Genomic DNA, 13,383 nt, shown 5'->3' on the forward strand with positions numbered 1-13,383 from the left:
ATGTGTCTTGATGAAGTAAAAAATTAACCATAACCAAATATATCATGAAACGCTATGTAGTAATTATTCTAACAATTTTCTGCTGCTATCAGCAGGGCTTGGCTCAGTATCAGGCCAGACTTAATTTTAATGCAAAATTCGAACCTACGAACAAAATTTTGCACGGTGCGGGGCAGTCTAACGAAATCGAATTCAGTAGTTATGCCGATTTCCTTGGAAATAACAGATACCCAACAATTTTCATGTTCTATACCACTGCCAATCGAAACGCAACTGAACAGGAAGATAGAATGAACGAGTATCTGGACTTTATCGATAAGCACCCTGACGGTGTTATGCCTCAGATCGGACTTGCTTTTACCCGAAATGGAGTAGAATACGCAAATGAAGTATTATCTGGTCAGCACGATGCCGGGCTGATTAAAATGGCTCAAGTACTTAATAATTGGGGGAAACCTGTTTTTGTACGAATTGGATATGAGGCAAACGGTTTCTGGAATGCCTATTCAAGTTCGAGTTATAAGCAGGCCTTTCAATACATAACCAATATTTTCAGGAGTAATGCTTCAAATATTGCAACAGTCTGGTGTGTTCACCCAATCACAAACCTAAACAATATGATGTCGTATTATCCGGGTGATAGCTATGTTGATTGGTGGTCTATCGATCTTTTTGAGCCTAATTTTCTAAGTTCACCGAACACACAAGATTATTTAGACGAGGCCGTACTTCATTCAAAACCAGTCATGATTGGTGAATCTTGTCCTTCGGAAGTAGGAGTAGACGGAGGTCAGCAAAGCTGGAACAATTGGTATGTGTCTTATTTCAATATCATCAAAAATAACCCTGTTATTAAAGCTTTTTGCTATATAAACAGAAACTGGAAGACTAGTAGCAGCTTACCGCAGTGGCTTGATTGCCGTGTTTATAAGAACAGTACCGTTGGTAGTTTATATCAAAATGAATTGTCGAATAGCATCTACCAACATGTGAGTGTTCCTTCTAATTATAAAATCGATGCTATTCAGCCAGGTGACGATGCCTATGTCAGAGATGGAACGTATAGCAGTAATACATATGATAGCCAGGATCCACTTAGGTTAAGAGTAAAAAATTCTGCTGTAAGTGGGTTTACCCGAGAAAGTTATATTTCTTTCGATATTTCAGGAATAAGTAATGTTACCAGTGCCAGACTATGGTTTTTTGGGAGGAATGATAATACAGTAGATATTAATACAACTGTCTTTGAAGTTTCAAATAATTCATGGAGCGAGAATACACTCAATTATAACAACAAACCAAATACAGGAAATTCCCTTGGTCTTGTTGAAATTAGTGATGAAGATGAAGAATGGGGAAGTCTGGATGTAACCACATACGTAGCTAATGCTACTTCAGGTTCAAAAGTATCTTTTGCGATAATAAATCAGGGAGCACTGGAACTAACTCTTGATATAGATTCAAGGGAAACTATAGATGGTAATCCGCCATTTTTAGTTATCCATTCCAGTAGTGGGTCTACCACAGTATCCGGACAGGTAACAGTTTCAAATTCTTCAGATGATGCTGAGCAAGGGTCAAGTACGATGGATCTAACTAGTGGAGATCTTGATTTTGGTGAAAAACTATCAGGAATAAGATTTACCAATGTTACCATTCCTAATGGTGCGATAATACAAAATGCTTACATTCAATTTACAGCTGATAATGATGGTCAAAACAGCAATGCCAGTTATACCATCAAAGGTCAGGATGTAAATAATGCCGGTACATTTACGACTGCGACAAATAACATTTCCAATCGAACAACAACCTCAGCCTCTGTTAGCTGGAATAATGTTCCAGCATGGAATTCAGCCGGGCAAGCGGGCACAAATCAAAGAACACCGGATATTAGTTCAATTATTCAGGAAATAGTGAATCGTGGAGGATGGATCAGTGGAAATAATATGGTTTTAATGGTAGATGGAACAAGTGGGAAACGTTCAGCGAAAACCTATGACGGAGATCCTTCTAAGGCACCTAAATTGGTTTATACCTATACTTCTTCAGCAGGAGCCAGAGCATTAAAAACTGAGCAAACAACTATTGAAGTAAATTCGCTGGAATATTCGGAATTAAAGTTATATCCAAATCCTGTAAGTGATTACTTTAAATTGGAATTACCTGAGGGAAGTAATGAAATAACAATTCTGGATGTAAATGGAAGGGTTTTAAAAACAATAAAAGCTGAATCAAGGTCGGCAGTCATATCCGTGACAGATCTTGAACCGGGTATATATATTCTAAACACCAATAATTCACGTGTGAGATTTATTATTGATAGGTGATTTGATTTCTATTATTTAGGATGTCTTTATTTGACTTTTAATTATTCACATAAATGCTTTCAGGTTGATGAGTTCGGCTTTGATCTAGTGTGAAGTTGGATTTATCTTCCTGAGAGCTATTTTAATACAATGCCATTTGGTAAGATTTTAATTAATGAAAGAAACTTAGTGAAACACTTTAGCTCAGAGGATAAAACTGTTAGGATGTGTCAGATATCTATTAACACATTGTATGAATCCCTTAGTTGAGTTAGAATATTTCCATTTATCTATTATAGGGCGTAAATCAGTATAAAGCGAGAATGAATAGGTATGGGATACAAAGTTTTATGGCATAAAAAACATATACATGATGAAAAGAAAACTGTGGTTATTTTTTTTCCTTTTACTAATGATAGATACTATGCCTTTGAATGCCCAATGGAGAGAGCTTTTTAATGGCAAAGACCTTAATGGCTGGAAGCAATTAGGAGGTACAGCAACATACAGCATAGAAAATGAAGAAATAGTAGGTACAGCTGTATTAAATTCCCCAAATAGTTTTTTGGTAACAGAACAGCCTTATTCAGATTTTATTTTGGAACTGGAAATATATGTTTCGTCTCAACTCAATTCAGGTATCCAGATAAGGTCAAATAGTGATAAGGATTATTTAAATGGTATTTTTCATGGCTATCAAGTCGAAATTGACCCTTCCGACAGGGCTTTCAGCGGAGGGATTTATGATGAGAAAAGAAGAGGATGGCTGTATCCCTTAAGTAGAAATGAAGCTGCTAAAACAGCCTTAAAATTGAACCAATGGAATAAAGTCCACATTGAAGCAATTGGAAATTCGATCAATACATGGATTAATGGAATACACTGTGCAAGACTGATGGATAATGAAACTTCAAGTGGTCATATTGGGTTACAAGTCCATAGTATCAGTGCAGAATCCGGGCTGGAAGGAACGCAAATCAAATGGAGAAATATTAGAATAACTACTGATAATCTCACAGAGTATAAGTTGGCAAAGCATCCTGAGGTTCCGGAGATCAGCTATTTAAAAAATACAATTACTGATTGGGAAGCTCGTAATGGATTTCGCTTACTCTGGGACGGTGAAACAACAACTGGATGGAGGGGGGCCAAATTAGAAGGTTTTCCTGAAAAAGGATGGAACATCAACAACGGTGTATTGACAATTCTTAAAACAGATGGAGGCGAATCCACTGGTCCGGGAGACATAGTGACAAAAAACAAGTACGCCAATTTTGAACTTGAACTTCAATTCAAAATTACAGAAGGTGCCAATAGTGGGATCAAATACTATGTTGACCCTGCCTTAAATAAAGGTGAAGGATCAGCCATCGGATGTGAATTTCAAATACTCGATGATGACAAGCACCCGGATGCAAAATTAGGTGTTAATGGTAATCGCACTGTTGGATCATTGTATGATTTGATAACAGCAACAAACCTTTCTGTGCCGGGCCGGGCAAAACAATTCAAAGGTGTTGGTAAATGGAATACTGCTAGAATTGTAGCCAGAGATGGTAAAGTTGAACATTGGCTAAATAATGAAAAGGTGGTGGAATACGACCGCTTTTCTCAAATGTTCAAAGCATTGGTGGCTTATAGCAAATACGCCAGATGGGACAATTTTGGTCAGTGGGAGGAAGGATCAATTTTACTCCAGGATCATGGAGATGAAGTGAGTTATCACAGTATTAAAATCAGAGAATTGAATTAGCAAATGGGGTTGAAATCGAGAAGGACTTTTATAAGATCAGGATTATTGGCCGGTGCCGGCTTACTTACCGGGGCAAGTTACTTATATGGCAGACAGCTTTCTTTTGGAAATGAAAGAGTTAGGATCGGTATCATAGGTACTGGTAGTCGGGGTAAAGGTTTGGGTATTTTGATCAATCAAATTGATGGATTGAAAGTAGTAGCGTGTGCCGATGTAATTCCTTTCAGATTAGAAGAAGGGCTAAGGGTATGTAAAAATGCCAAGGGCTATGCTAACTATGAAGAGCTTCTGGATGATAAGAATGTGGATGCAGTAATTATCGCAACCCCGTTTAGTATGCATGATGAAATGTCGATAGCAGCTTTGGATGCAGGAAAACATGTCTATTGCGAAAAAACAATGGCAAAAGGGATCAATGAGATCCAGGAGGTGATTTCCAGTGTTGCTCAACAGTCATTGGTTTTTCAAACAGGCCATCAATATCATAGCAGCCCGTTGTATCAGCGAGCGAGACAAATTATCAAGGAAGGAAATTTAGGTGAAATCACAGCATATAAATGTCAATGGAATCGTAATGGAGACTGGCGCAGACCTGTGCCTGACCCCAAATGGGAACGATTGATTAACTGGAGGATGTATAAAGAATACTCGGGTGGTCTGATAGCTGAACTTATGTCGCACCAAATAGACTTTATTAACTGGGTCACCGGCTCGCATCCTGAAAAGATAGTTGGATTTGGTGGCATAGATTACTGGAATGATGGTCGTGAGACCTATGATAATGTTAATGTAATGTATGAATACCCCACCGGACTTGATGCCAGTTTTACTTGCACTACCTCAAACTCGTATGACGATTACCAGATAAAAGTACTGGGTTCTGAAGGAACCATGATATTGGGCTATACTGAAGGAACAGTTTACAGAGAACAGAAAACTTCAAAGGAAATAGGTGTCGTTGATGGCGTTTCAGGAGCCACCTTAAAGGCCTGGGACAGTGGTGAGGGTGTGTCGGTAGAGGCACATGCTAAGGACCCTACTTTAGATGCTTTAAAGCAGTTTTATGATGCGATCGTTCATGATAAAAAAGTAGAATCAAATATAAATACTGGTGCACTTACAGCTAAATGTGTTCAAGTTTCACTCGACGCACTCTACACAGAGGAAATAAAATATTGGAAGGATTATCCTGAATTGATGGTCGTTCCCTGATTTAAAAACCTAAAGTGAAAAGGTTTGGGGAAAGTGTTAAGCGAAGAGTACTTTTTGATAATGGATGTTTCCCTGAAAACTGAAAATTTAAGTATAAGAAAACGGTTTTATTCGTACTCAAGACAACCAAATGAAAAATATTAACCGCAGAAATTTTGTGAAAAAGACCGCAATGGCCGGGATTGGACTTAGTGTTTTTATGTCCGGCAATTCGGCATGGGCCTTTTCGCCCAATGAAACTGTCAATGTAGCAATTATCGGCACTGGAGGCAGGTCTTATGCGTTAATAAAGGCACTTTCTTTTAATAAAAACAATAAAGTTACGGTAGCCTGTGATGTTGACAGAGAACGGTTGGATAAATTTGTCACAGAAGCTGAAAATAACTTTGGGTTCAAAATAAAGAAAGAAGGGGATTTCAGGAAAATATTAAGCAACAAGGATATAGATGCTGTATTTATTGTGACCCCAGAACATTGGCATGCACCAATGGCAATTATGTCAATGCAGGCAGGTAAACACGTTTATGTGGAAAAGCCATGCAGTCATAACCTTGCAGAGAATAACCTGCTCGTCGCCGCACAACAACAGTATGGTAAAGTGTGCCAGATGGGTAACCAGCAGCGTTCATCCGTAACCTCCTCTGAAGCGGTTAATAAAATAAATGATGGCATAATTGGTAAGGCTTATTTTGCCCGTGCCTGGTATGCCAATACACGAGGGTCAATAGGAATTGGTGAAAAAATTACTGTGCCCTCAACGCTAAATTGGGACTTGTGGCAGGGACCAGCACCACGTCAGGAATATTACAATAATATTCATCCATACCATTGGCATTGGTTCAAAAAATGGGGTACGGGAGAAATTCATAACAATGGAACACACGAGATCGATATCTGCCGTTGGGCATTGGGTGTAAACTATCCTAATCGGGTAGTTTCTACCGGGGGCAGGTATGCCTTTAATGACGATTGGGAATTTTATGATACTCAGAATGTTGAATTCGACTTCGACGACAAAACGATAGCATGGGAAGGCCGAAGCTGTAATGGTAAGAAATTGTTTAATCGAGATCGTGGAGCAATTGTATATGGAACTGAAGGGTCTGTGATATTAGATAGAGCCGGATATGAAATATTTGACTTAGCAGGCAATCTTAAAGATACTGCCACCGAAGGATCAGGAAGTGCAGCCACTTCTTCAGCAGATACCACTGGGTTTGATACCTTAACCGTAGCTCATGTAGGTAATTTTCTGTCTGCAATCAGGGAAAGTTTGCCTTTAAATGCACCGATTGTAGATGCTAGCATATCTACGCATTTATGCCATTTAGGAAATATAGCTCAGGAATTAAAATCAACATTAAAAGTAGATGTCAATTCGGGTGATGTACTTGATAACGATAGAGCATCAAACCTTTGGTCACGGGAGTACGAGAATGGCTGGGAACCTTCGATTGATTAATTAAAAAAAAGAGATGAAAATGGAAAAGTTTAAAATATTAGAATATAAGAATTTGTTGATTGCTTTCGCAATAACGGAAATCGCTCAAAATATGGTCTACAGGAGGTTTAATAGATTTAAACAATTGTCCAGACCGCATTTATCAAATGGAATTTGAAGAAACTACAAAGATGAAAAACAATCTATTCATTGCACTGATTTTATTTATTTTTTCCATAGATCTATCGGCTCAGTCGCCAAATAATAGTGCTAGAAGATATCATTATGATACAACATGGCAAGTAGAAAATAAACTAGGTCAGCCAGCGGGATTAGGAATAAACAGCAAAGGTAATCTGGTAGTATTCCATCGGGCAGGGGTAGATCCAAACAGGGATCCGTTAACCTTGATTTCTAAACCCACCATTGCAATTATCGATGTCAATACAGGTAAAATTGTATCAGAATTTGGCAGTGGAATGTTCATATTACCTCATGGTCTTACAGTAGACGAAGAGGATAATATCTGGGTGACTGATACCGGTCTTGATCAGGTATTTAAATTTAATAGGAAAGGAAAATTGTTAATGACTTTAGGCATCGCACACGAAAAGGGAGATGACCATATTCATTTTAATCGTCCCACTGATGTAGCAGTTCTGAAAGGCGGATCATTTTATGTGAGCGATGGATATGGGAATAGCCGGGTGATCAAATTCTCAAAGGAAGGCAAATTTCAATTCCAATGGGGTGAAAAAGGCAGTAATGAAGGTCAATTTAACCTGCCCCATGCGATTGATGTGGATTTTGAGGGTAATGTCTATGTCGCAGACAGAGAGAATGGACGAGTTCAGAAATTTGATTCCAATGGAAAATTTTTAAAGAGCTGGGATACACCATCTGGAGCCGCGGTGTATTCTTTGACAGTAGATCCGCAATCAAAAGCCTTATTTACAGTTGACTACCAAAAAAAGGGAAATGACATCCTGGGATCGGACATAAGTTACCTGACATTGGATCTTTATCAACAATGGATTCAGGGTAGAAGTGGTCAATACTCAGGATCAATATGCCGATACCACGATATAACCCTTGACGACAAAGGGAATATTTATGTAGCAGATTTATTGAATAACCTAATTCAAAAATTTAAACCGATAGAATGAATATATTACGTTATCATATAATAATTTGTCTATTAGTTGCTTTTTTAGCTGCCTGCAATTTTGAAAATGAAGATCGGGTAGAAAACAAGATTGAAACCAAATATCCTTCATTTGATTTTCAGCCAAATATTATCTGGATTGTGGCTGAGGATATGAGTGGGAATATTCCTGCTTTTGGAGATTCAACCATTAAAACTCCAACGTTATCTTCACTGGCCAGTGAGGGTATCTGCTACGATAATTTTTTCACACCATCGCCGGTTTGTGCACCTGCCCGATCTGCAATAATAACTGGGATGTACCCAACAGCAATCGGAACACATAATATGCGAACGGGTCCATGGTGGGTAGGCATTCCCAATGAAGCTCAACTAAAAAGATATAATCAGTTTGTGCCTGAAGGAATTGGTGCCTATGAGGCAGTCCCGCCACCTGAAGTTAAGCTGTTTACCGAATACTTAAGAAAAGCGGGGTACTACACCACAAACAATGCAAAGGAAGATTATCAATTTTTAAAAACACCAACCGCCTGGGATGAATGCAGTGATAATGCTCATTGGCGCAATCGAAAGCCTGGACAACCATTTTTTTCGGTTTTTAATTTATTTGTAACTCATGAATCACAAATCTGGGAAAAATCAGAAGATAGTTTATGGGTTGATCCAAATCTAAAAGTACCAGTTCCACCTTATCTGCCAGATACTAATACAGGCAGGAAAGATATTAGGAGAATGTATTCTAATATTTTAGAAATGGATCATCAGGTGTCAGAAATATTACAACAACTGGAAGATGATGGACTGCTGGATAGCACAATTGTGATGTGGTATACCGATCATGGAGGGCCACTTCCCAGACAAAAAAGATCACTTCATGATTCCGGAATTAAAGTGCCATTAATCGTGCGGTTTCCAAACAATTTCAACTCCGGTAATCGAGATGACCGGATGATAAGTTTTGTTGATTTGGCCCCAACTGTACTTTCACTTGCAGGTATAAAACCACCAGAATATATGCAAGGCCATGCTTTTTTAGGTACATATATTCAAGCTGATTCAAGCCCTTATATTTTTGCAGCAACTGATCGGTTTGATAAAAATTATGACCAATCACGTGCTGTTCGAGACAAGCGCTTTAAATATATAAGGAACTATATCACCAATAAATCGACATATCTGCCAATATCATATCGTGAAAATATGGCGATAATGCAGGAGTTAATTCGTTTGAAAGATAAAGACAGCCTGACTGAAGTACAAAAGTTGTGGTTTAAAAATCCTAAGTCTCAAGAATTGCTTTACGACCTGCAAAATGATCCTCACGAAATAAATGACTTGTCTGATAATCCGCAGTATGCTGATAAGTTAAAATCACTCAGGGAAGCTAATGAATTTTTTATCAAAGAAATTAATGATAAAGGATTTATAGATGAAAAGGTTTTGCTTGAACAATTTGAACCTGGAGGAAAGCAACTAAAAACCAACACTCCAGTGCCAGAATATAATGATGGGACGATCAAACTTACTTGCGATACCGATGGGGCCAGTCTGGGATTTAGAAAGATAACACCGGGAGTAAGAAGTTCATTTTTTCCATATAAAGAAAATTTAGTGGTTAATTCCGGAGAAAGATATCAGGTCATAGCTCACCGGCTAGGCTACTTACCCAGTGATACTGTCACCATCAGAATAATTGATGACAGTATTGAAACAAATGTCAAATTTAAATCAGATTTTTAAGTGTATACTAAACTTTTTGGAAGGGTTGCAGGCCCGTTGCTATTTGTATTGATTTACTTTTTTTTGCCTCTGGAAGGACTATCAGCTGAAGGTAGGGCCACATTAGCTTGTGCTGCATGGGTAGCCTGCTGGTGGATGACTGAAGCTATTCCTATAGCTGTAACGGCATTGATTCCTATAATAATTTTCCCCTTAAGTGGTGCAGCTACTATTAATACAATTACTGAAGCTTATGGACATCCATTTATATTTTTATTTGTCGGGGGATTTCTAATTGGTAAAACCATTGAACGCTGGAATTTACATAAACGAATAGCATTGAATATTATCAACCTGATCGGGGGAAATGTAGCATTGATTATTCTTGGGTTTATGATTGCTACCGCATTTTTGTCTATGTGGATATCGAATACAGCCACAAGTGTAATGATGTTGCCCATCGGGTTGGCAGTGGTGCACCAGGTGTCAGGATCAACAGAATTTAGTAAGGAACAGCATAAGTACTTTAGTAAAGCATTGATGATTTCTATTGCCTATGCTGCTTCGATCGGTGGAATAGCTACATTGATCGGGACTCCACCAAACCTGGTCTTAGCTGGTATAATGGAGGAAACATTTAATATTGAAATTACCTTTAGCCAATGGGTCGTAATCGGACTTCCTTTTTCTATTTTTTTACTTTTCATTTGCTGGCAATACCTTATTCGGGTTGCATTTCCAGTACGAGGATTATCATTACCAGGAGGGCGAAGTGCAATTGCTGTTGAGCTCCGATCGTTGGGCAAGATTACTTATGAGGAAAAAATGGTTTCAATAGTATTTGGTCTTACTGCCTTTTGCTGGGTTACAAAATCCATTTTACTGGAAAAGATTTTTCCGGAGATCAATGATACTATTATTGGTGTAACCGGAGCTGTACTGTTATTTCTTATTCCAAGTAAAGCTCGCAAAGGACATCTTATTACCTGGGAGGAAGGTGTTAAATTACCCTGGGGAGTGTTATTGTTGTACGGAGGAGGTCTGTCCATAGCAGCATCTTTTCAAACCAGTGGTCTGGCAGAGTGGATCGGAAATCAAATGACTATCATTGATGGAGTATCAATATTCCTGATGGTTTTAATTATAGTGTTAATAGTCAATTTTATGACTGAACTTACCTCTAACCTTGCCACCACAGCGATGTTACTTCCGATATTAGCTTCGATGGCAGTGGCCTTACAGGTAAATCCGTATTTGTTTATGGTTGGGGCAACAATTGCCGCTTCCTGTGCATTTATGCTTCCGGTTGCGACACCACCTAATGCAGTGGTATTTGGTTCCGGTAAGCTGGAAATCAAAGATATGATCAGAACAGGGTTTTGGATGAACCTGATTTCAGTGTTGTTTCTGACACTGATAATTTATTATATACTTCCTTTAGTGTGGGATTTTGATGTATTCGAAAATATACTATGATTGTATTTGTATCACATACCATTAAGTCGTTAAGATTTTTAGTGTTTCTATCTCTCTTAACCGGATCTTTAACTGCTCAAGATCGAATCAATTATGACCTAACTAATTATAAGGATCAGGAAGGGTTGAAGGTTACAGTCCTGAAAAATAAATTAGAGTTAACATGGGAGGGTAAAAGTGCACATTTTAAAATTCTATTTATGGTTCAGGATGGAATTCCAGTAATTAGTCGACTTGAAAACAGTACTAATTCCGTTCACTGGAATTTGATGGAAGAAAATTTGATTCCTGAATATCGTATCGTTAGTGGCGTAAGAAGGGTGACTCAACAACAAACTGAATCAATCGAAAAGCTTGGAATTCCATTAACTGCAAAGAAAATTGATGAAATAAAATGGGACGCTTTTTGGGATGCCCCATTATACATATCTGATGAACCACCACTGTCGCATGCATCGTCGATTCCTGCAGAAAAACCGTTTGCCAATCATCCCGGAATGCCTAGAAATTTTAAGGAGGTAAGCAGGACGACAGCAGTTTATAACGTGAAAAAATGCAGGGTACTAACTGAAGGCACCCGAATAAAAATTATTTTTGAAAATGTAAACGCAGGTATCTTTGCCGGGTATCTGCAATATGATATTTATAAAGGATCGAACCTGGTCAGGCAAACCTTAATTGCAAAAACAGAAGAAACCTCAGTTGCATTTAAATATGATGCCGGATTAACGGGCCTATCGGCACATAAAGGTAAAATGGTCTGGCGAGATATTACGAATCAATGGCAATCTCATGTATTCAATGATTATGTCAATTCAGAACCGGTCATTATTAAAAGTAATAACAGGCTGATCGCAGCTGAATTAGAATCTGGTTCAATCACATCTTTTCCGCCGCCACACAGTTTTTACTGGGCAAGAGAGTCAGAGCAAAATCTTGGATATGCCTGGTATCGATTAGATTCTAATAAAGAATTTTCATTCGGAATCAGACAGGCTGAACATGAAGAAGATCCTGAATTCTACCATAATTTTGCATTGTATAATGCACGACCGGGAACCTGGCAAAAAATGCCTGTTTTTTTTTACCTGTCCCCGGGTAGTGGACAAGAAGCAGTGGAATCTACTTTGAAATTTACAAATAGTGACAAGTTTAAACCATTACCAGGGCATAAAGTGATGGGTGCACATTATCATGTCGGATTAGTAAAACGTCTTAAGAAGAAGGGTGGTCTGGATCAGCGAATCAATGATGTGGCCACGATGAAAGCTATTGGGGTTAATATTTACGGTGTAATAGATGGAGCCCGTGGTCCGGGGAGGCATGATAAGGGAGAATTATTTTTGAAAGATCTGGAAGAATATTATGAAGCTGCACGGAGTCAATCGGATGAAAACTTCCTGCTAATGCCCAATGATGAAAACAGTACAGGTGGCCGGCCTCCCTTTCTTGGAGGGCACTATGATATCATAATATCCAAACCCTTATACTGGAAACCTTCAAGAGCAGCTGGTCAGCCATTGTCTGAGGAGCATCCCAAATATGGTAAGGTTTATAATATAGGAACGCCTGCAGATTTGATGTCTATGGCAGAAATTGAAAATGTGTTGATATCAATGCCTCATCCGGATACGAAAAGATCTTCTGGATTTCCTCAGGCAATTATGGATTCAGCTTATTTTATGCACGAGAATTATTTTGGTCTGGGTTACCGTTGGGGAATGGGTATTGATGCCTCAGCAAGTCGCCTGGGAGAGTACCGGTTTCTCAAAATATGGGATCATACCAATAACAGGATGGTTAAAAATGGTAAGTCATTAAAATTCGCTCTGGCAATTTCTGAATCTCGATCTGATATCGGGGAAAGGGGTAAACCACCTTATGACGATACTTATGGAATGTCGCCGGTAAATTACCTGCAACTTGATCATGTTCCGACAATAGATGATATGAGCCCGATTGTGAATACTTTAAAGGCAGGCAATTTCTTTGTGACTACCGGAGAGGTGTTAATTCCTTCATATCAAATAAAGGGTGAAGGAAACCAAAAGACTATCATAGCAGATATTATGTGGACTTTCCCACTTGATTTTGTTGAAATTGTTTGGGGTGATGGAGAGAAAACTGGTAGCATAATAATTCCAACATCCGATCTTTCTTCTTTTGGAAGAAAAACCTTCGAAATTCCATTTGATGCAAAAGGGATGAAATGGGTTCGGTTTGCTGCCTGGGATGTAGCAACAAATGGTGCTTTGGTTCAACCAATTCGCCTAAAATCAGTAGATTGACATGATAAAATTGTAAACGC

General features: G+C 38.6%; 8 protein-coding genes. All 8 read left to right on the top strand.

All coding sequences use genetic code 11. The features are described 5' to 3' along the window. Positions 1 to 44: 44 nt before the first annotated feature. The 8 genes from HH304_RS04085 (at position 45) to HH304_RS04120 (ending at position 13,363) form a co-directional block, all read left to right on the top strand. Complete coding sequence (locus HH304_RS04085) at positions 45 to 2,330, top strand: CBM96 family carbohydrate-binding protein (protein WP_169678187.1); 2,286 nt, start codon at positions 45 to 47, stop codon at positions 2,328 to 2,330. A 352-nt stretch (positions 2,331 to 2,682) separates the two neighbouring features. Then, positions 2,683 to 4,062, top strand: coding sequence for a 3-keto-disaccharide hydrolase (locus HH304_RS04090; protein ID WP_169678188.1), 1,380 nt, complete (start codon positions 2,683 to 2,685; stop codon positions 4,060 to 4,062). A 3-nt stretch (positions 4,063 to 4,065) separates the two neighbouring features. Further along, positions 4,066 to 5,274 (top strand): Gfo/Idh/MocA family protein, encoded by a 1,209-nt coding sequence (locus HH304_RS04095; protein WP_169678189.1) that lies wholly within the window; start codon positions 4,066 to 4,068, stop codon positions 5,272 to 5,274. 157 nt (positions 5,275 to 5,431) lie between these two features. Continuing rightward, positions 5,432 to 6,736 (top strand): Gfo/Idh/MocA family protein, encoded by a 1,305-nt coding sequence (locus HH304_RS04100; RefSeq protein ID WP_333908735.1) that lies wholly within the window; start codon positions 5,432 to 5,434, stop codon positions 6,734 to 6,736. Between the two features lie 170 nt (positions 6,737 to 6,906). Then, positions 6,907 to 7,881, top strand: coding sequence for a peptidyl-alpha-hydroxyglycine alpha-amidating lyase family protein (locus tag HH304_RS04105; protein ID WP_169678191.1), 975 nt, complete (start codon positions 6,907 to 6,909; stop codon positions 7,879 to 7,881). Beyond that, positions 7,878 to 9,620 (top strand): sulfatase family protein, encoded by a 1,743-nt coding sequence (locus HH304_RS04110; RefSeq protein ID WP_169678192.1) that lies wholly within the window; start codon positions 7,878 to 7,880, stop codon positions 9,618 to 9,620. Before HH304_RS04105 ends, HH304_RS04110 begins: the two co-directional genes overlap by 4 nt. After that, the gene (locus HH304_RS04115; protein WP_169678193.1) at positions 9,621 to 11,075 is read left to right on the top strand and encodes an SLC13 family permease; all 1,455 of its coding nucleotides are present in this window, start codon (positions 9,621 to 9,623) and stop codon (positions 11,073 to 11,075) included. It begins immediately after the preceding gene. Then, on the top strand, positions 11,072 to 13,363 hold the full coding sequence (locus HH304_RS04120) for a CehA/McbA family metallohydrolase domain-containing protein (RefSeq protein ID WP_169678194.1): 2,292 nt from the start codon (positions 11,072 to 11,074) through the stop codon (positions 13,361 to 13,363). Before HH304_RS04115 ends, HH304_RS04120 begins: the two co-directional genes overlap by 4 nt. Positions 13,364 to 13,383 lie beyond the last annotated feature (20 nt).

Origin of the sequence: Marinigracilibium pacificum, assembly GCF_012926615.1 — a bacterium.
Classification (GTDB): Bacteria; Bacteroidota; Bacteroidia; order Cytophagales; family Cyclobacteriaceae; genus Mangrovivirga; species Mangrovivirga pacifica.